General features: G+C 42.5%; 7 protein-coding genes and 1 pseudogene. All 8 read left to right on the top strand.

Annotated features, from left to right (window positions below; all coding sequences use genetic code 11):
* Window positions 1-39 precede the first annotated feature (39 nt).
* Window positions 40-2142: a DNA topoisomerase 3 gene (locus G5B12_RS12440; protein ID WP_174088424.1), complete on the top strand. Its 2103-nt coding sequence runs from the start codon at window positions 40-42 to the stop codon at window positions 2140-2142.
* Window positions 2132-8869 (top strand): SpaA isopeptide-forming pilin-related protein, encoded by a 6738-nt coding sequence (locus G5B12_RS12435; RefSeq protein ID WP_174088423.1) that lies wholly within the window; start codon window positions 2132-2134, stop codon window positions 8867-8869. The genes G5B12_RS12440 and G5B12_RS12435 overlap by 11 nt, the downstream gene beginning before the upstream one ends.
* Before the next feature lie 63 nt (window positions 8870-8932).
* Window positions 8933-9403 (top strand): helix-turn-helix domain-containing protein, encoded by a 471-nt coding sequence (locus tag G5B12_RS12430; protein WP_173722373.1) that lies wholly within the window; start codon window positions 8933-8935, stop codon window positions 9401-9403.
* 130 nt (window positions 9404-9533) lie between these two features.
* The gene (locus G5B12_RS17565; protein WP_015524590.1) at window positions 9534-9635 is read left to right on the top strand and encodes a putative holin-like toxin; all 102 of its coding nucleotides are present in this window, start codon (window positions 9534-9536) and stop codon (window positions 9633-9635) included.
* Window positions 9636-9835: 200 nt separating this feature from the next.
* On the top strand, window positions 9836-17620 hold the full coding sequence (locus G5B12_RS18090) for a DEAD/DEAH box helicase family protein (RefSeq protein WP_174088422.1): 7785 nt from the start codon (window positions 9836-9838) through the stop codon (window positions 17618-17620).
* Window positions 17621-17674: 54 nt separating this feature from the next.
* Window positions 17675-23035 carry a DUF3849 domain-containing protein gene (locus tag G5B12_RS12420; protein WP_059085541.1) on the top strand — a complete coding sequence of 1787 codons (5361 nt, stop codon included), beginning with the start codon at window positions 17675-17677 and terminating at the stop codon, window positions 23033-23035.
* Entirely contained in the window at window positions 23032-23232 is a 201-nt protein-coding gene (locus G5B12_RS12415; protein WP_059085542.1) for a transposon-transfer assisting family protein, read from the top strand. Before G5B12_RS12420 ends, G5B12_RS12415 begins: the two co-directional genes overlap by 4 nt.
* Window positions 23199-23321, top strand: a pseudogene (locus G5B12_RS12410) (sigma-70 family RNA polymerase sigma factor); the annotation flags it as partial. The gene G5B12_RS12415 and the pseudogene G5B12_RS12410, both read left to right, overlap by 34 nt.
* Between the last annotated feature and the right edge of the window lie 107 nt (window positions 23322-23428).

Genomic DNA, 23428 nt, shown 5'->3' with positions numbered 1-23428 from the left:
ACTTAATTACAGCGACAGGTGCAGAAAGGAGATTGAAAATTGCAGCTTGTAATTGCGGAAAAACCCAGCGTAGCCAGAAACATTGCGAAGGTGCTTCATGCCACAAACGTAAAAGATGGCTACCTGGAAGGAAAAGAATATCTGGTTTCCTGGTGTATTGGGCATTTGATTGAACTGGCTAGTGCGGATCAGTACCGGGATGACTGGAAAGCATGGAAATATGAAACACTTCCCATGATTCCGGAGAATTGGAAATATCAGATTAAAGAAAGTACCAAAGGGCAGTTTCGGGTTTTAAAGGAACTGCTTCACAGAGCAGATATCACAGAAGTTATATGTGCAACAGATGCAGGAAGAGAAGGGGAGTTGATTTTCCGTCTGGTATATAACCAGGCAGAATGTAAACTTCCCTTTAAAAGACTGTGGATTTCTTCCATGGAGGAAAAAGCAATTCTGGAAGGATTTCAGCAGCTGAAAGATGGACATGAATATGATGATCTTTATTATTCTGCAGTGGCGCGAAGTGAAGCAGACTGGCTGGTAGGAATTAATGCCACCAGACTGTTTACGGTACTGTATCACCATCGGTTGATTGTAGGTCGGGTGCAGACACCTACACTTGCAATGCTGGTGGAACGGGAAAAGAGCATCGAGAACTTCCAGAAAGAGAAGTATTATCTGGTTCATCTTCTGATGGATGGATTGGATGCTGTAAGCAACCGGATAAAAGAGAAAAGTGCTGCCGTTCAGATGATGGAGGATATGAAGGATGAAACTGCACAGATTCTTTCAGTAAAGAAAGAGAAGAAAAAGGTACAGCCGCCGAAATTATATGATCTGACCACATTACAGAGGGAAGCAAATCGTCTTCTTGGATTTACGGCACAGCAAACCTTGGACTATACCCAAAGCCTTTATGAGAAGAAACTGGTGACGTATCCAAGGGCGGATAGCCAATATCTTACAGATGATATGGAAGAAAATGCTCTTCTGGTTGTCGGGGCAGTAAATAGTATGTTTCCTGAAATGTCAATAAAGGGTTCAGAACCAGATATAAAGAGACTTTTGAACAGTAAAAAGGTATCAGATCATCATGCAATTATACCAACGGTAGAAATTACAAACATGGATTTAAAAGCACTTCCGGGTGGAGAAAAGGAAATTCTCATGCTGATTGCATCAAAGTTATTATGTGCATCGGAACAGGAATACATATATGAGAGTATTAAGACTGAAATTTCCTGTCATGGAGAACTGTTTACTGCATCTGGAAAGAATGTTCTCCAATATGGATGGAAAGAAGTGGAAGAACGGTTCTTTAAATCATATGGGAAAAATGCAGAAAAGCCAGAAGAGGAGGAAAGTGATTTTCCAGATATAAAAATAGGACAGGTATTTGAATGTGTTGTTGTAAAATTTAGTGAACATTTTACAGCACCGCCGAAACATTATACGGAGGATACGCTCCTTAGTGCCATGGAACACGCTGGAAGCTCGGATACGATAGAAGACGCAGAGAGAAAAGGGCTTGGAACTCCGGCTACCAGGGCAGCGATTATTGAAAAACTGATTGAGAAAGGCTTTATTGAGCGTAAAAAGAAGCAGATATTACCTACAGCAGATGGAAGAAATCTGATCAGGATTCTTCCGGAAATGATCAAATCACCAAAACTTACAGCAGAATGGGAAAATGATCTGACACTGATTTCCAGAGGCCAGAAAAATGTAGAAGAATTTCTCTTCGAAATTGAAAAAATGGTTACCAAATTGGTAAGTGATAATGGACAGCCAGTGGAAGAATACCAGAAACTATTTTCAGATGGTCGGAAAGAAATTGGAAAATGCCCAAGATGCGGCAATAAGGTTTATGTGGGAAAGAGAAATTATTATTGTTCAGGAAGTGATTGCAGTTTTACTTTATGGAAAAATAACCGATTTTTTGAGAGTCAGGGAAAAACACTTGATGAAGCAACTGTCAGGAAGCTGCTGAGTGAGAAGCAGGTGCATTTCAAAGATCTGGTATCAGAGAAAACAAAAAGGAAGTATGAAGCAACTATAAAGATGGAGGTTTCAGAAACCGAAAATCCAAAGTTTCAGTTGATTTTCCCGGAACGGAAGAAAGGAAAAAAGAATGAAGAATAAAAAAAATATGAGAAGATTTTTGTCGGGATTCTTGGCAATGCTTACAGTGTTATCTACAATTCTATCTCCAATACTGTCCTATGCGGCAGATGTAGTGCCAGTGCCAGAAGAGCCACCGTTATACGAAGAGGTAAAAAATGAACTTGATGCAGATGAGGTGGTAAAAGCAAAAGATCTGGAACTGGAAACAGGCAGTATTTTTGAAGTGGAGAAAGATTTTACCGGACTGGAAATACCAGATGAAAAAAAGGTGAAGATCACTTTCCATGAGGCAAAAAATGAGGAAAAGCAGGACTTTACAACAGATTACGAAGATACATACAAAGCTGTTTATTATGTAGAGCCAGTAAGTGGCCACCCAATTTATCAGATCAATCGTAAGCTGATTGTAAAGGAAGCGGTGGTGCAGGTTGCTGAATCTGAGAATCAGGAATCTGTAAGCAACCAGGAAGATGAGAATGAAGCAGAAGGCGAGGAACCAGCCATAGGCACTGCAGAGAGTGAAGAACCTGTGCAGGATGAGGTAAATGTAGAAATTCCGTCAGAGGATGAAATCTATGAAGAAGTAACTCCGACAGAAATTCCGGTTGAGGAAGAGCCAATAGATACACCAATCCCGGAAAACCCGTCTGAGGAAGTTTCAACAGAAGAACCTGCCATAGATGATAATCCGGATACAGACAGCACATTTGAAGAAATTACAGATACAGATCCGGAAGAAATGCCAGAGGTGACAGACGACTCTTTTACAGATGGAACAGAGAAAACAGAAGATGCAGATGGAAATTATCAGGTAAATATTGTTCGTGGAGAAGAATTTCATATTGAGCTGAACCATGAAGATGGACAGTATCAGCCAGGAGAAACCGTTGTATTTTCCGGAGATATGCCGCAAGGCAGCTTAATTGCAGTAGGAACAACAAAAGTACAGGCAAACCAGACAGAGAATACAGAAGATTTATTGTATTCAGAGGTGACTTATCACGAAGAATCGGATAAATTCAGTTTTGAAATGCCAGCAGATGACATTGATCTAAGTGTTTCCACGGATCAGGCAGAGAACGGTATCATGTTACTTGCAGCCGATACTCCATGGGATGATGCAACAAATATTGAAGCAAATAAATATTACTATTATTCAGATGGCCAGCTTCATCCGTTTGATACAGTTATGGGACAGGGTGGAAATGACAGCTACAAATATGTTCGTTACAAAGCAGGCGGAAAGACTTATACAGTAAATGCGTATTGTATGCAGCACTCCATGCAGTCACCTCCAAGTGGGACAACATATAAAAATATGGTTGAACTGGATGAGGGCGGAGATGATAAGTATCTGCGGAAAGCTTTGTTCTATGGATATGGCGGTCCTGGATGGGGACATACATTCAACGGGTACAATGTAAAATCCATCATGGAAAAATATGGATGCAGTTCAGAGACAAGAGCCATGCAGCATTACCTGGTTGATTATTTATATGATGGCGAATCCGGATTTGGAGGTGCGCTTTCTACAACAGCGAAAAATATGCTGAAAGAGATTAAAGCAGCTCTTGCTAAAATGCCTGATCCGACAGCAATGAAACTTCTTCCAGGACTTTCTGTTAATGCAACGGGAAAGGAAACAGAAAGTTTTACCTGGAAGGCAAATGAAGCATTTACCATTACTATTCATCTGGAGAATGGAGTAAGCCTTGTTAATGAAACCACAGGAAAAACGGCATCTGGAAATGTCACTGTAAAGGGTGGAGAGAAATTCCATCTTGTAGCTACAACAGCCAATATGGGCAGTCTGAAAGGAAAGTATGCGATCACATCTAATTTTCCTTTGGATTTCCATGCAATGCTTTTAAAACTGGAGAGTTCACAGGACATTGGTTTTGGCTACTATACAGATTCCTCTGACCTGCAGATTACAGTTGACTGGCCGGAAGAAGCAGTTATCGAAATTACAAAGAAAGACGGCGATACTGGAAAAAATCTGGCTGGAGCAGTATATGGGGTATATAGTGATAACGCCTGCACAAAGCTAATTGTTAAAATGCCGCCAACAGACAGTAATGGTTCTTCACGTGTAACCCTTACTAAGACACAGGATACAGTTTACTTAAAAGAAATCACAGCACCAGAAGGTTATGTTGTCCAGGCTTCCTCTTATGGAGTGAAATTAGTAGTTGGCAGTACAACCAAACAGACTGTAACGGACAAAGAGCAGAAAGGAAATCTGACCGTTTATAAAGAGGGTGAGGTTTTCGTAGGAGCTGTATCTGATGAAAATGGAACTTCATTCCAGTATGAGAAACGCCGTCAGAAAGGAGCCGTTTATAACGTATATGCTGCCGAGGATATTGTAACAGCAGGTGGAAAAACAGTTTACAAAAAAGGCGCAGAAGTAGCGAAAAATCTGATCACAGGTGAGAACGGTTCTGTAACGGTAAAGAATCTTCCGCTTGGAAGCTATAATGTAACAGAAGCACAGGCTCCGGAAAATTTTTATAATGCAAAAGAAACAAAAAAAGTAACCATTTCTTATGCAGGGCAGACTGCAGAAGCGGCTTTCTCAGAGACTACCTTTACAAATGACCGTCAGAAAGCAGTGGTGCAGGTGATAAAGAAAGACAAAGATACTGAAAATACACTATCCGGAGGGCATTTTGCTCTGTTTGCAGCGCAGGATATGAAAACTGTGGATGGAAAAGTAGCAGTAAAAAAAGATGCTCTGATTGAGACTGCAATTACTGGTACTGATGGAAAAGCAGCATTTAAAGCAGATCTTCCAGTGGGATTTTCTTATTATGTAAAAGAAGTCCAGGCTCCGGCTGGTTATGTCAGAAATGAGAAAGATACTTATTCTTTCCAGTTCAGTTATACCAATGATGAACAGGCAAAAATTTCTTTCAGTCATACTTTTGTGAATGACAGGGTCAGTGCTGCAATCTTTTTGAATAAAAAAGATGCCGAGACAAAAGAAAATAAGGCACAGGGAGATGCTTCCCTGGAAAATGCGGTGTATGGACTTTATGCAAGAAACGACATTACCCATCCAGATGGAAAGACAGGCGTTATTTATAAAGCCGGAAGCCAGATTGGTACGCTAACTACCGATAAAGAAGGAAAAGCAAGGATAGAGAATCTTTATCTTGGAGAGTATTACATCAAGGAAATTACCCCATCCGTAGGATATCTGGCAGACGAGCATGAATATGATCTTGTATGCAGTGATGAAGGTGATCTGACAGCGGTTGTAGAAAAAGAGTGTACCTCACTGGAAACGGTGAAGAAACAGCCGTTTGAACTTATTAAAGCTGCCAATAATGGAGACACAGATGCTGCATTACTATCCGGAGCTGGATTTAGTGCATATCTGGTATCTTCTTTGGTGGTAAAAGAGGATGGAAATTATGATTTTTCCTCTGCAGAGCCAGTTGTGATCGGTGAAAATGGAGCAACGGAAATTTTTACAAATGAGAAAGGCTATGTAAAATCCATTGCAATTCCATATGGAACATATCTGGTGAGAGAAACTACAACACCCCATAATTACAAACCTGTAGATGATTTTATTGTCCGGATTACAGAGAATAAACCAACAGAGCCGCAGACATGGAGAGTTCTTTTGGATAAAGAATTTTCTGCAAAACTGAAAATTATCAAACAGGATGATGAGACTAAAAAATCTGTTCTAATTCCGGGAACAGAGTTTAAAATTTATGATATGGATCATGAAAAATATGTAGAGCAGGTAACTACATACCCGACAACTGTTACACATACCTCATATTTCACAGATATAGATGGATATCTGATACTGCCTCAGAATTTAAAAATTGGTCATTATAGAATCGAAGAGGTAACAGCACCGGACGGTTATACCATTAACAAAAATTATGTCGAAATACAGGTGGATACCAATACCCTGTATCAGACGGATCCGGTTTCAGGTGATGCGGTCATTGAAGTGGTATATGAGGACCATTCGGTGAAAGGAAAACTCACTGTACAGAAAAAAGGAGAGGTTCTTTCGACCTATAAGAATGATTTTAGGTATGAAGTTCAAAACCTTTCCGGTGCAGTATATGAAGTATATGCTGCAGAGGATATCTATACAGCAGATTTCCAGAAAGATGATACAGGAAAAAGAATCCTGAAATATGCAAAGGGTGCAAAAGTTGCAGAACTGACAACGGATGAATCCGGAAAAGCAGAGCTTGATAATCTGCCTCTAGGAGAATACAAAGTTGTAGAAAAGACTGCACCGGAGGGATTTGTATTAAATGAAGAAGAACAGAAGATTTCTTTCGTCTATGCAGACCAGAATACACCAGTGATCTCACAGAGTGCAGAGTTTATAAATGACCGCCAGAAAGTAGAAGTGTCAGTTGTGAAAAAAGATGCTGAAAATGAGAAAGGGCTTTCTGGAGCAGAGTTTGGTCTTTACGCAAAAGAGGATATAAAAGCAGGGGATAAGGTACTGGTAAAAGCAGACGAACTGCTTACAAAAGCGGTAACAGGTGAAGATGGAAAAACTGTTTTTGAGCAGGATCTGCCATTTGGAACTTATTATATAAAAGAACTGGCAGCACCAGATGGTTTTGTATCTTCAGATGAGCAGATTGAGGTGACTGCGAAATATCAGGGACAGGAAGTAAAAACAGTAAAACTGGAAACCGTTTTTAAGAATGAGCCGACAACAACTGAATTTACGAAATCAGATATTACAACAGGTGTGGAACTTGACGGAGCAACACTGACGGTTTTGGATTCAGACGGAAAAGAAGTAGAAAAATGGACTTCTGTAAAAGGAAAAGCTCATGTAATAAAAAGACTCCATGTGGGAAAAACCTACACACTTCGGGAAGAGTTTGCACCATATGGTTATCTGCAGGCGGAGGAAGTGAAATTTACAGTTTCTGATACTGCAGATGTTCAAAAAGTAGAAATGAAGGATGCTGTTCCGGTTGGACGAATCATCATCAATAAAAAAGGTGAATTTGTCAAGGAAGTTACCTGGAAAGATATGCTGGCAGGCGGCATGGACGCAGCATTTGGCTATGTTACAGGTTCTTTGAAAGATGTTACTTTTGAAATTTATGCAGCGGAGGATATCAAGGCTGCAGATGGGGAAAGCAGTGATTATTATAAAAAGGACGAATTGGTAGCAACAATTACGACAGATGCTCTTGGATATGCAAGATCAGAAGATCTTCCTTTAGGCAAATATTATGTAAAGGAAAAAGAGACGGCGGATGGATATGTTCTGGATGGAGAAATCAGAGAGGTTGATCTGACTTATCGTGATCAGAATACTCCGGTTGTGACTTATGATGAGGACTGGCAGAATAACCGCCAGAAAGCAAAAGTAACTGTAGTTAAGAAAGAAAAAAATACAGACCGTGTTCTGGAAGGCGGAGTATTTGCACTTTATACAAAGAATGATATTTTAAATGCAGAAGGCGAAGTAATCCTGAAAGCAGATACCATGATCGAGCAGAAAGCTACGGATCAGGATGGAAGGATTGTATTTACGGCAGATCTTCCAATCAATGGCAACTACTATGTAAAAGAAGTGCAGGCTCCTGCTGGATTTGTGACAACAGAAGAAATCAAGGAATTTGATTTTGCTTATGCGGGAGAAGAGGTTGCAGAAGTATCCTTTGAGTTCACTTATGAAGATGAGCCAACTACTTTTGAAATCACAAAATCAGATATTACAACCGGGGAAGAATTACCAGGTGCAAAACTGAAAGTATCCGATTCAGAGGGAAACGTTGTGGATGAGTGGACTTCCGGAAGCATACCACACATCATTAAGGAACTGGAAGTTGGAAAGAAATATACATTAACAGAGACAATTCCTGCTGATGGTTATGCAACTGCAGAATCCATTACGTTTGTAGTAGAAAATACTGCAGATATACAGAAAGTAGAAATGCAGGATGATACAACAAAAATTCTGATCAGTAAAGTTGATATGACAGATGGAAGCAGCGAGGTCAAAGGTGCTAAACTGTATATTCTTAATGAAAACCAGGAAGTTATGGAAAGCTGGACATCTGGTGATCAGCCCCATTATGTAGAGAAACTTTCAGTCGGCACTTATACGTTGTTGGAGGAAACAGCACCGAAAGGCTATATTGTGGCAAATAAAGTGACATTTGAGGTTAAGGACACCGGAGATGTTCAGGGAGCCAAAATGGAAGATGAACAGGCAATGGGCAAGGTAATCTTAAATAAAACGGATAAAGATACCAAGAAGCCAATGAAAGGTGTAGAATTTGCCCTTTGTGACAGTAAAGGTAAAGTTCTGGAAACTCTGGTAACAGACAGTGCCGGCCATGCAGAATCAAAGAATTATCCGATTGCGACTTTTAAGAATGGGCAGTATAAAAAAGCAATCACATATATCCTGAAAGAAACAAAAACACTGGATGGCTATCAGCTTGATGAAACCGAGCATAAGATTCAGTTTGAATATGTCAATGACCGTACTCCTGTGATTGAATATACTCTGGATCTGACAAATAAGAAAGCTCCGGAAAAAGACACTCCGGAAACATCAGAAAACCAGGGAGTCAGCACTCCTGGTTCCCATGGTTCTGATGCGACTTCTGTATCCAATTCACCAAAAACAGGAGATAATACAAATATTGCTATTTTTGTGCTGACTCTTGCGGTATCAGCAGGATGTCTGGGAACTGTAGTGGCAGTTAAGAGAAAACGCAAATGATAATATAAATAGTGTTCTGGGGCTGTGGTTACTGCACAGCCCCATTTTGAAAAGGAGAAGAAATTGAAATTAGGAGCAAGAATAAGAAAAATCCGTATGTTTCGCAAGCTAACGCAAAAAGAACTGGGGCGCAGGTTAGGGTATGGAGAAAATAGTGCAGATGTGAGAATTGCCCAATATGAAAGCGGACAGCGCACGCCAAAACAGGAAACGCTTATCCGGATAGCAGAAATATTGGAAGTTGATGTCCGGAATTTTTTAAGTCCTGGAATTGCGACAATGGACGAATTAATGGAAACTTTATTCTGGATGGATGAAGAAAATAGAGGGCTTTTTCATCTGTTCCTGCTAAATGATTCAGAAAGTGAAACAGTTGGAATCACAATAAGGGATAAAAAAACAATGTCTTATCTGCAGGAATGGATGGGGAAAAAGCAGAAATTGGGCGATGGAAGAATCACAGAAGAGGAATATCTGGAATGGAAACTGCATTGGCCAGAGAATAAGAGAAAAACAGAATATAAAACCGTATGAAGTAAAAAGGAATTGCTTTGCGGAGAGTTACCTGTTAGAATATTACTGGAGTAACCGTGTACAGGGTTGGTAAAAACCTCCTGGATTTTCAGATTCCGTTAAGGGATACAGAAGAAGGGAGGTGGAGCGAATGGATACATACGAAGTCTTGAGCTTATTGTTCTTAGGCGGTACGTTTCTGATTGCTTTGCTTGCCTATTTGGATAATAGGGACAACAAGCGAAAAAAATAGCCTACCCTGTCTGCCAACAGGATAGGCAGCTCTCTTTGAGAGCAAAATAAATTAAAACCTAATCCAGGAGCATCCACCTTGTGGGCGGTTACTCTTTTCAATTAGAATATAGCATTTTCTCTCCGAAAAGTAAAGTACATTTTATGCAGCCAATTCTAAAAAAGAGTGGGCTGTTTTTTTATTGATAGGAGGGAAGTTTAATGTCTAAACTACAGGACATCCGAAACTTGGTGCAGGAACATGCCGTATCAGTGAGCAGTTCGCCAGGGGATTGGATGGATTATATGGACACAGCATCAAGGTTATATCGTTATTCTTTTTCAGACCAGCTTCTGATCCATGCACAGCGTCCAGACGCAACAGCCTGTGCATCACTGGAACTATGGAATGAAAAGATGTTACGCTGGGTAAATCGTGGTGCAAGAGGAATTGCCTTGTTTGATGAAACCTGGCAGAATACCAAACTTCGTTATGTGTTTGATATTTCGGATACCCACATGGTAGCCGGAGGCAGAAGCCCATATCTTTGGAAGATGCAGGAACACCAGAGAGAAGAGATCCTCACCCATCTGGCAGAAGTCTATGCTCTGGAAGAAAAGGATGCGGCAACTTTGCAGGACGCATTGATGGCGGTCGCAAGGGAAATGGTCAATGACAATCTGGAGGAATACCTGGATGGATTGGAATATGCTGTAGAAGGTACTTATCTGGAAGATCTGGATGAGGTGACGATCCGCAGTGATTTTCGTCAGCTGGCAACAGACAGTGTTTACTATCTGCTTTCCAGGCGATGCGGGCTTGACCCGATGGAACTTCTGGAAGAAGAGGACTTCATGCATATCACAGATTATAACCGTCTGTCAGTTCTCACCTTCCTTGGAAATGCGGCAAGCCAGCTCAGTGAGAGTATTCTGATTGATATTGGAAAGACCGTACATAAAATTTCTCTGGAAGAAGCGAGAAAAGAGGTTGAAAAATCCAATGAAAGGAATTATAATAACTTTACCACGTTAATGCACGAAATTAAAGATCAGGATGCAGAAACGAAAAAAGAAGAAAATATTGAAAATGAAGGAGGAAACGATTATGGAACTGACATATCATCGCAAGGGAGATTACCTGTTTCCGAATCTGACCGTCGAAGAGGAAGAAGTGACGATCGGGAAATATGGGATGCTGCGGAGGACATTTCTGAAAGAACACAAGAACAGCCTTTATCAGAGCCTGTTTCTGACCGGGAAGCTGAACAGCCATCTGGAACAGATCGAGAAAGCAGCACAGGAGAGAATGGACAGCCAGATGGAGAAATTACTGGAGAAGAGTCCGGCACCGGACAAGGAAGCAGATCCGATGGCATGGACAGCACACATGAACGCACTGATGGCAACAGCGGAAGAGAGCATCTTGACGGAATTGGTATACAGTTAGTCGAAGATACAAGAGAAGATGGATTGAGTAAAGCAGAGGAAGAGATCGCCTCTGCTTTATCTTTGCCCGAATATCCCACCGCAAATGAACAAAGACGGCAGATCGAGGAAAGGGCAGCTGCCCTTTATGCCGGAGAAATTCCGATTCCAGAGCAAGTTGTTGATGAGATCTTACGGACAGGAGGAAACCGGAAAGCCAGCCAGCTCCGGATCATCTATAATTTCATGAGTGAACAGACACCGGAGGAATATACGGAGTTTGTGAAGCGTGAATACCGTAAAGGTGGAAAAGGTTTTCAGATTGATGGAAATGAATATTCAGTCTGGTTTGATGAAACCGGGATGCAGATCGCAGTAGGGCATACGGTTACAGACCATATCTTAGATAAGGCATTTTTATCATGGGAAGATGTCAGCGGACGTATCCATCAGCTTTTAGACCAGGGTGAATATGCACCGCAGTCTGTATTGGATGCGGCAAGAAGTAATGCAGTAAAAGAACACGCCCAGGCTCTTGCCTATATGAAAGGGGATATGGCAGAAGGAGTAGCGGAGATTGTTTTTGACGAAGAGGACTTACCACATCTTCGCAGTATCTATCCGGAGATCACGGATTATCTGGAAGAAAAGCTGGAGGATCCCCAGTGGCTTTCGGAACTGAATGAAAGACTGGATGCACTGGCAGAAGCCTATGAAGAAAATCATTCTATTATGCGTTTCCATCATTATAATCCTATAAATATCTCAAAGCAGTTTCAAAAGTTTGCGGATGAGGTGATTCCTTATCAGGCTAGGGACGGCTTTGCCTGGAAAGAACATCCGATGTTCATTACACAGGATGAGATTGATGCTTATCTTGCAGGAGGTGGAGCGTATTCGCAGGGCAGGCTTAGGACGTATTCCTTTTATCTACTTCATGAAGATGAAAGATCGAGGACAGGTTTTATCAAGGAACAGTATGGGATCGGTGGAAGCAGTCATGCACTGTCTGGTGCCGATGATTCACACGCAAACTATGATGGAAAAGGATTGTTTCTTGCAAGAGGTGCTTATGGGAATCCATATACGTCAATTTTATTATCCTGGAATAAAGTTGCAAACAGAGTAGCTTATCTGATAAAGAATGACCAGTTCCTGCAGGCAGAAGATTATGCTCGTATGCCGGAATATGAACGTGAGCAGATGGCGAATAAGGTACTCCGCTTTTATGACCGTCTTCCGGAAGAGATAGACAGACCCTTTACAGATGACTTCTTCTGGGAAAAACCAGGAAAAGAAATGGTCGCAGTATTAGAGAATCCAGAGCAGACAGAAGAACTGTTACAGAAGATGGATGCAGCATTGGCAGCTCTGCCATTGGATTTTGAAGCGTATGGGACAAACTATCAGCAGAAAACAGAACTTCTTTCGGAACTCCACCAGTATGCAGAAGGAACCTATACGATATTCCCGACACCGGAAGCAGAACCGTCTTTTGCGGAACCATCCGGACACCAGATGACCATGTTTGATTTCTTGGATACGAAGGCAGTGGCAGAACCGACCGTAGTAGATATGTCAGATGTGGAGGAAATAGAAGAGGAAGAGGTTACTGCCGAAGAATCTATTCTGGAAAGTCAGGAACAGGAAAAAGCTGTGATAGAACCATACAACTTCCGTATCCAGGATAATGACCTTGGTGCAGGCGGTCCGAAGGCAAAGTATAAGGCAAATATGGAAGCCATCCATTTGTTACAGACTTTGGAGAAAGAAGAACGTCTGGCAGCACCCGAAGAACAGGAAATTTTATCCCGTTATGTTGGCTGGGGTGGTATCCCGCAGGCATTTGAGGAGAGTAACAGCAGCTGGGCAGATGAGTATCTGGAATTAAAGAATACCTTATCACCAGAAGAATACAGAGCAGCAAGGGCATCGACCTTAAATGCTTTTTATACATCCCCGACCGTGATCCGAAGCATGTATGAAGCACTGGAAAATATGGGACTGAAACAGGGAAATATCCTGGAACCATCGTGTGGAGTCGGTAACTTTATGGGACTGATCCCGGAGAGTATGGGCAAAGCCAATATGTACGGTGTGGAGCTTGACCCGGTTTCGGGCAGGATTGCAAAACAGCTTTATCAGAAAAATAAGATTGCCGTACAGGGATTTGAGGAAACCAGTTATCCGGACAGCTTTTTCGACTGTGTGATAGGCAATGTTCCATTTGGGGCGTATCAGGTCAGTGACCGCAGATATGACCGGCATCATTTTATGATCCATGATTATTTTATTGCAAAATCCCTTGATCTGGTGCGTCCCGGTGGCGTAGTGGCTGTGGTAACTTCCAGTGGAACGATGGATAAGCAGAATCCGGCAGTGAGACAGTATATCGCAAATCGGGCAGAACTGCTTGGAGCCATCCGATTACCGAATAATGCGTTCCAGAGAAATGCCAATACCAGTGTTGTTTCTGATATTTTGTTTTTCCAGAAAAGGGACAGGGCATCCATTGAGGAACCGGAATGGTTAAATTTAAAGGAAATACCGGAAGGCTATTCGGTCAATGCTTATTTTGCAGAGCATCCGGAAATGGTGCTTGGTGATTTTACTACAGAAAGTACCCAGTACGGAAAGCAGGAAGTGACCGTAAAACCAAAAGAAGGCATTACCTTAGAAGAACAGTTAAAAGAAGCTATCAGGAATATCCATGGCACGATTACGGAACTGGAACTTTCGGATACAGAGCTGGAGGAGGATGTTGTCTCTATCCCGGCAGACCCGGATGTAAAGAATTTCAGTTTTACCGTAGTGAATGAGGAAGTCTATTACCGGGAAAATTCTGTGATGAACCGCATGGAGCTTCCGGCAATGACAGCGGAACGTGTCAAAGGGATGGTGAAGATCCGTGATGTTACGAATGAACTGATCCAGTGTCAGATGGAAGAGGGAAGCGATGAACAGATCATAAAGCTGCAGGGAAAACTCAATGAAGAATACGATACCTTTACAGCAAAATATGGTCTTATCAGCAGCAATGCCAATAAGAGGGCATTTAGTCAGGACAGTAGTTATTGTCTTTTGACTTCTCTGGAATTTCTGGATGATAAGGGAGAACTGAAACGGAAAGCGGATATTTTTACCAAAAGGACAATCCGTAGGGCAGAAACGGTAACTTCCGTGGATACTGCCAGTGAAGCACTTGCGGTTTCTATTGGTGAGAGGGCAGGCGTTGACCTTTCCTATATGGCACAGCTTTCCGGGAAAACAGAAGAGGAGCTTACTGAAGAACTGGCAGGGGTGATCTTTAAGAATCCAATCGGTGAAAAATGGGAGCCGTCGGACGAATATCTTTCTGGAAATGTGAGGGAGAAACTTCAGATTGCCAAACAGTTTGCAGAAGATCACTCGGAATATCAGGTGAACGTGCAGTATTTGGAGCAGGTACAGCCAAAAGATCTGGATGCATCAGAGATTGAGGCGAGACTTGGGGCAACCTGGATCTCTGAGGATTACATTACACGGTTCATGGCAGAAACATTCCATACACCAAGATATTATGTAGGGAGCAAGGTCAAAGTCCAGTATGCCGAAGTGACCGGACAATGGAATGTTATGGGAAAGAATGTGGACAGTTACGGAAATGCTCTTGTTACTTCCACATATGGAACGCAGAGAGCCAATGCCTACCGTCTTTTGGAAGATGCCTTAAACCTTAGGGATACCAAGATTTATGACACGGTACAGGATGCCGAGGGGGAACACCGGGAATTAAACCGGAAGGAAACAATGCTGGCACAGCAGAAGCAGGAACTGATCAAAGAGGAATTTAAGGAGTGGATATTTAAAGACCTGCACCGACGGGAAGATCTCTGTAAGATCTATAATGAACGATTTAACAGCATCCGTCCACGGGAATATGATGGAAGCCATATTCAGTTTGTCGGCATGAACCCGGAGATCACCCTAATGCCGCACCAGAAAAACGCAGTGGCTCATGTGCTGTATGGAAATAATACCCTTCTGGCTCATTGCGTAGGAGCAGGGAAGACGTTCCAGATGATTGCAGCCGGTATGGAATCAAAACGGCTGGGACTCTCACAGAAGAATCTTTATGTTGTGCCAAACCATCTGACCGAGCAGTGGGGCAGTGATTTCCTACGTCTCTATCCGGGAGCAAATATCCTGGTGGCAACGAAGAAAGACTTTGAGCCGGCAAACCGAAAACGGTTCTGTTCCCGTATTGCGACAGGGGATTATGATGCCGTGATCATTGGACATACGCAGTTTGAGAAAATCCCCCTTTCAAAAGAACGGCAGATTGCCATGCTGGAAGATCAGATTGCAGATATTACGTTCTCCATTGAAGAAGCAGCACATCAGGCAGGGCAGAATTATACCATCAAGCAGTTGGAAAAAACAAAGAAAAGCCTGCAGGCGAGGATGAAAAAACTCAATGACCAGACCAGAAAGGATGATGTAGTAACTTTTGAGCAATTAGGTGTAGACAGACTGTTTGTGGATGAAAGCCATTCATTCAAAAATCTTTTCCTATATACAAAGATGAGAAATGTAGCAGGTATTTCACAGACGGATGCACAAAAAAGTTCCGATATGTTTATGAAATGCCGGTACATGGATGAACTGACAGGCGGCAGGGGAATTACCTTTGCTACGGGTACTCCCGTATCGAACAGTATGACCGAGCTTTACACTATCATGCGTTATCTCCAGTATGACACACTCATGCGTATGGGCATGGGACACTTTGATTCTTGGGCTGCAACGTTCGGGGAGACAGTAACCGCAATCGAATTATCACCGGAAGGAACGGGCTATCGTGCGAAAACACGGTTTGCCCGTTTTTTTAATCTTCCAGAGCTGATCTCCATTTTTAAGGAAGCTGCGGATATTCAGACATCGGATATGCTGAATCTTCCTGTACCGGAAGCAGAGTTTATCAATGAAGTCTTAAAACCAAGTGAAGAACAGCAGGAAATGGTCAGTGCCTTTTCGGAACGTGCGGAAGAAGTAAGAGCCAGTCTTGTGAATCCAACAGTGGACAACATGCTCAAGATTACTAATGACGGAAGAAAATGTGCATTGGATCAGAGGCTATTAAATGAACTCCTTCCGGATGCAGAAAAAAGCAAGGTCAATACCTGTGTGGAAAATGCTTTTCAGGTATGGGACGAGGGAAAAGCAGATCGGACAACACAGCTGATCTTCTGTGACTTGTCTACTCCAAAAGGGGATGGGACTTTCAATGTATATGATGATGTCCGAAACAAACTGGTTGCCAGGGGAATCCCGAAAGAAGAGATTGCGTTTATCCATGAATACAACACGGAGACAAAGAAAGCAGATTTGTTTGCAAAGGTACGGGCCGGGCAGGTGAGAATCCTTATGGGTTCCACTCCAAAACTCGGTGCTGGTACCAACGTACAGGACAGGCTCATTGCCCTCCATCACCTTGACTGTCCGTGGAAGCCGTCTGATCTGGAACAGCAGGAAGGACGTATCTTAAGACAGGGAAACCAGAATGACAAAGTAAAGATATTCCGGTATGTGACGGAGAACACTTTTGATGCGTATATGTGGCAGATTTTGGAGAATAAGCAGAAGTTCATCAGCCAGATCATGACCAGTAAATCCCCGGTCAGGGCTTGTGAAGATGTGGATGATACGGCACTGTCCTATGCAGAGATCAAGGCACTTGCCACAGGTAATCCGCACATTAAAGAAAAAATGGATCTGGATGTGCAGGTGAGTAAGCTGAAACTCTTAAAGGCAAACCATACCAGTCAGATTTACCGTCTGGAATCCGATATTGCAAAGAATTTCCCGGTACAGATCAGTGCATTGAAAGAGCGGATTGCCGGGATGCAGGTGGATTCGCAGGTAGTAAAAAGCGTGGATTTACAGGATAATGACACGTTTGCCATGACGGTAGGGAATGTCCTTTATGAAGATAAGAAAGAAGCAGGCGAAGCGTTGATCGCCGCCTGTGCAGGTTTAAAAACCGTCAGCACCGGCGGAAAGGTTGGGGAATATCATGGGTTTACGTTATCTGCTTCCTACAATATGTTCTCCAATGCGTTTGAACTGACGGTCAAAGGAAAATGCTCTTATAAGCTGGAGATCGGAAAAGACCCTGTAGGAAATATGCAGCGTATCCATAACACGCTTTCTTCCATTGACAGGAAGCTGACGGAAAGTGAGCAGAAGTTAGAAACCGTACAACAGCAGCTTGCTACTGCACAGGAAGAGGTAAAGAAGCCATTTCCGAAAGAAACAGAGCTGAATGAAAAGATGGAACGGCTATCCGAGTTAAATGCATTGCTGAACATGGATGAAAAGGGTAATGAGACGATTATGGCAGATGAGGATATTGGCAGAGAAGGAAGCAACACAGACAGCAGGGATGCCATAGAAGAAAAAGAACTTCCGGAAACAGCAGACAGAATCCATAAGCCGTCTATTCTGGAACGCTTAAAGCAGGAGAAGGCACAGCAGAATACAGCGGAACAGCCATCTGTACAGAAAGCTGCAAAGAAAAAACATGAACAGGAGTTATAAAAGATTTCCCGTCAGAGTTTTCTCTGGCGGGGACATAAAATGGAGGGTTTGTTTATGGCAAATAATATAGAAAAACAGTTAAAAGAAATATCGGAACGGCTGGAGCAGGGAGTAAAAGAAATCTTTACTTCGGAGAGATATACCGAATATCTGAATACCATGTCAAAGTTCCACAATTACAGCTTTAATAACACGCTGCTGATCACCATGCAGAAACCGGAAGCAACACTGGTGGCCGGGTATCATGCATGGCAGAAGAAATTTAACCGTCATGTAAAACGTGGAGAGAAAGGAATCCAGATCATCGCACCAGCACCGATACGGGAGAAACAGGAGATTGAAAAGATCGACCCGGTAACAAAAGAGCCTGTGATCGGGGATGATGGACAGCCGGAAACAGAGATCGTGGAGATGGTGATACCGAGATTCCGTGTAACGACAGTGTTTGATGTCAGCCAGACAGAGGGGGAACCGATCGCAGAACTGGAGGTGCCGGAGCTTACCGGAAGTGTACAGTTTTATGATACGTTCATGCAGGCATTGCAGAATATTTCTCCTGTGCCGATCCGTATGATGAATGTGGAAGGGGATGCAAAAGGCTATTATCACCAGACAGAAAAATATATTGCGATAAAGGAAGATATGAGTAATGTACAGACGATGAAAACCGGAGTCCATGAGGTGAGCCACGCATTGCTGCATGACCGGGAAGTAATGGATGCGGAAGGAGTCTTAAAAGACCAGACAACAAAGGAAGTGGAAGCAGAAAGTATTGCTTATATTGTCTGCAACCATTTTGGTCTGGATACTTCAGAATATTCGTTTACCTATATCGCCAGCTGGTGCGAGAGCAGGGATATGAAGGCGTTGAAAGCATCTATGGATACCATCCGAAAAACATCGGCAGAGATCATTGAGAATATCGAGGCACAGATGTACGAGTTGGAAATGGAAAGACCAATCCGGGATACCTTCCATAAGGAAGATTTGATTCTGCATCTTTCGGGCAGCATGGGTTCCGAGTTTACTTATGATCTGATCGAAAATATGAGCAGGGAACAGTTAGAACAGAATGTGGGTGAATACGTCCGCCTTCTGGAAAGTGGTGAGATAGAGGAAAATGAGAAACCACTGGAAAGTTTTCTGGAAGAAAAAGGTGCTGCCGTCACACCACTCTATGACAGCAGTGGGCACGGAGAGAACTATCCGATTGATTTTTATGATGTGGAATATGATGCGGACACAGGCGTTACTTCTTTTTCTGACCTTTCTCCGAAAGATCAGGCAGAGATGTTGGTGCAAAAAGCAGAGTTTCCAAGAAATATTTTTTCGGAAAATGAAAAGGCATTTGTAAATGAATATGCAGAAACCTTCCCCGGACAGGTGGAAAGACTGAATGACCTGGTATGGGATATGAGGGAATCTTACGATGAAGCCGGTTCAAAGCTGGTGTATGAAGTGATCCAGGCAGCAAGGGCAAACTTCCCAGTGAAGGAACCGGAGATTGCAGAAGAAACAGCCATGCAGTATGCCCACCGTCTGATTGAAACGGCAGAAGCTGCAAATACAGGAAATTTCACAGATTCCCAGAGAAATCTTATTGTGAATTTTGCATATAAGATGGATGACAAAGACGAAGTGCTTGGACTGGTGAACCGTATGATGACCGCAATCCGCAGACCGGAAAGTGAATATACGAGAAACCTTATGAATGAAACACAGGCACAGATTGACAATTTCCCAGATGGCATGATCGGTTTTATAGAAATGCACGAAGCAGGAATCCGACTGGAACACATGTATCCTCTTGAAAAAAACAGGGCAGTAGAATTGTATCGTGAGGGTGCGGAAGTTTTTCTCTTACATGGAAATCCAGACAATCCAGAGCAGGCAGGACAGATTCTTGCAGAAACAGAAAATGCAATCCTGGGACATGACGGTATTTTTGGTATCACGGAAGCAGAATGGGAAGTACATAAAGAAAGAGAAGCAACTGCCGCCAGACAGGAAAAACTGGAACAGGACAGTGCGGAAAAGATTGATGAGACACTTCTTCTGCATGGAGAAAGCAGAAGGTTTGCCATTTATCAGATGGATAGTGGAGATGAGCATACTTATCAGTTTATGGGAATAGAATCCGCAAAGAGTCTGGGCTATACCATTGATGGAAAGGATTACCGGATGGTTTATGCAGCACCATGGATGCCAACGATCACGTTAGACAATATATTTGAACGATTTAACATTGATCGACCGGAAGATTTCCGTGGTCATTCCTTATCGGTAAGTGATGTGATCGTGATAAACAGGGGTGCAGAGATTACAGCCTATTATGTAGATTCTTTTGGATTTCAGGAACTTCCGGAGTTTGTCCAGCAGAGAATGAACATGCTGGAACATAATTCCGTCAGGGCATATCCGCCAGTTTATAAAGGAACATTGGAACAGGCAATGGGAGAACGGGATGTGGATGCTTATCTGGATTCCAGAAAGTTAAACCTGGACTGTAAGAAAGCCATCGAAGAAGCCATCCGGGAGAATTTTGACGGACTGCACTTAAAGCAGGGTGCGGCAAAAGAAGTCGTGGAACGCTTTGGGGAAGAACGTATGAATTTTGTTATGGCAAACACCATCCGTGAACTTTCTCATGATGGAAGATTTTCCAGACAGAACAAAGACTGGGCGGAGCATATCGAAATCCCGGAAAATATCAGCCGGGGCAGAAATCTGAACCTGGATTATGTGATTGAAAGCCACCCGGCAGTTTTAGATGGGTTTATCGACATGGCAAGAGCTGAGATCCGGATGCAGAGGATAGAACAGGCGATAGGAGAAAACGAAGTGACGATCACAGCAGAGACAAGAGGATATGAAGCAGAAGGACATAACGGGACATGGCATACGGTTGATAAAAAGGAATATGCTGGGGAAAAGTTTTTCTTAATGGAACATGATGAATTTGGCTCCGATGTGGCTGGCATTATCGTAGCAGAAAATGGACAGCTTGTAGCGGAGGACTTATGGAATGGATTTGATGAAGGAGCGTTAGAAACTGTATCAGAATATCTGCAGGAAAATGGAACAACACTTTATGACTTGACGGAATTCCCGAAAGATTCTGTTGTAACCCTGCGGAGTGGACAGACACTTACAATCGAAGAAATACAGGCAGTACAGAAAGACATATGGGAAGAAACGATGGCAGGAAAAAATGAATCGGGAACAGATGTCCGGTTTAATTTTCATGCAGTCAGTGAGGTGCAGCTGCCGGAAGGCATAAAGTTAAAAATGCCAGAGATTCATTACATTGATAATTTTTATGTGATGGAAGATGTAAATGCAGAGGGTGTAGTAAAAGTAAACCGGTATGAATCACTGGATGAAGCGATGCAGGAATATTTACGTCTGCCAAATCATCAGAAAAAAGTGCTTGGTATCCAGAATACGGAAACGATGCAGGAAAGCATGGATTTTATCCGATGTGAAAACGGGATAGATCGGCTGACCCATGCGTATGAACAGATCGGAGGGTGGCTGAATCCAGAAATATATGAAGCGGTAAATAAAATGGAAAACATGCTGGACTGGAATGAGGTACAGATTGCATATCAGATTGGAAAACAATACTTTACAATCCAGACCGCAGAAGATGGCTATGACTATACATTTTACAATGAAGATTATCAGGAGGATGATGGAGGAATCTATGACAATCCGACAATCTATGTGGATGAAGCTGCCAGTGATATTTTAGAAGATAAAGGGTACTCACTGGAAGATGCAAAAGTAGTGGATTATGAAGAACTGATGGCAGATGTGGAAGAAGTTCAGGAAGAACAGATGCAGCGGATACAATTAGAAAAGAACTGCCCGGCAAGTATTTTTGAAGGATTTCGCAGAGAAGAAGCACTGCAAACCTATGAGGGAATCGCAATGCAGTTTACCAGGAGTAAAGGGTATCTGACCATACAGGCAACAGAAGAAGGATATTCTTTTATTTTTTATGACTTTGACCTGCATGAAATCCAGAGAGGTGATTATGATAATCCCGACGCATTTATCCAGGAAGCCGCTTATGAAATTCTTAAAAGTGAGAGAATGGATGACATGGAATGTGTCAAAGTGGATTATAAAGAATTTGAGGAAATGACGATCCAGCACTCTAAAGATTTATTGCAGGAGGGGGAACTTCGTGTGACTTCTGAGATTGGAAGAAATGAACTGGCATTAAATAGCCTGAGCAGGGCAGAAGTAGAAAGAGGGGTTCTGTATCATGCACAGGCAGTATTAGAAGATATGGGAATGGAACAGGAGGTAGAGCTGCTTGCTGCAAGAGTGTATGGTTCCAGAAGCAGACAAGATCTTTACCGGGAAGATTCTGACCTTGATATAGCTCTTTCCTATAAAGGTGATATTCGAGAAGATAGCTTTTTCAATGCCTTAAATGAATCTGGTATAGCGATGGCAGGAATCCAGGTGGACATTAATCCGATAGCAGAGGAGCGAATCACTCTGGCAGAGTATATAAAAGAATCTGAAAAATATCTTGACCAGCAGGAGATTAAAAAGCTCGCTGCGGATCTGGATAATTTTAGTTATGACGTTGATACCTATGAGTATAACGATACGATTGAAAATAGAGAAGAACAGGTGGAAAAACTCACGGAGGATATTTTGAATAAGAAAACAGAAGCTATCAAGGACTGGCTGCTTGAGGTATCCGAGGAATCCGATATAGACAGCGATGTGATAACTGCCCGTTCTTTACTTTCCCGTTTGGAAGATACAGAGCGACTTTCTATCTTTGACAAACAGCCAGAACAGGAACAGCCAGAAGCTACGATCAGTTTTTATGTCGCAGAGTGCATGGAGTTTCCAGTCATGGGAGAGTACCATAATAACCTCACTTTAGAAGAAGCCATTAAAATATATGAGAGTATCCCAGCAGAGAGACTGCATGGGATTAAAGGAATCGGATTTGATCTGCAAGATGGTGATGAAGATTATTCCGGGGAATATGAGTTGATGAGTGCAGACCGGATACAGCGTGATCTGATAGATATGATTCCTCACTATAAAGAAAGCTCTCTGGTGCAGAAAGCAATCGCAGACATGGAAAAGTATCTGGATGAAAAGCATGGAAGGGTGAAGGAAACGGAACATACGGCAGAAACAGTAATAGGAAGTGGACAGAAACCTTCTGCGGTTACGGCAGACAGAAGGGCAAAGCAGGAACCGGTATCTGTAAGTCAGAGCCAGACACAAAAGGCGGAACCTGCAAGCAGAGCAAAAGGTGAAGTGAAGAAGTCTGTGCTGCAGTCTTTAAAAGATTTTCAGGCAAAGGCAAAAGCACAGGAGCAGAATAAGACAACAGAAAAATCCAAGACACATAAGAAAGGAGAGGTGGAATTATGATGGATCTGGCGATGAATTTTGATGCGGATGAATGTTTAGTAACCGCAATGTTTGATAAAGGAAACAGAAATGACACGATGGAGGCAATCGACCATATCATTCCTTTTTTAAAAGGCGATGCGGATATGATTGGTCTTGTCTGCAATACCATAAGAAAACTGTTCTGCATGCCCGATACTATCTGGGAATGGCGGTAAACGAAATTGCCGAAGTAGAAGGTGTAGACCCAAGCCGTGTCCGAGACAGTATCCGCCGTGGATTAAAGCAGCTTGTAAAATATTTTTGATAAAATTTCATTTGATGAGCCTGTTTTTTGTCAGTGTTAATAAGAAGGTTATACCGATTTGAAGTGCGCTTATTAAGACAACGCCAGATCCAGGGGCGTAGCACCTC

Source organism: Blautia sp. MSK.20.85, assembly GCF_013317245.1.
Taxonomy (GTDB): Bacteria; Bacillota; Clostridia; order Lachnospirales; family Lachnospiraceae; genus Blautia_A.
Note: the sequence above shows the minus strand (reverse complement) of the source record. Positions and strands in the feature narration are given on the sequence as shown.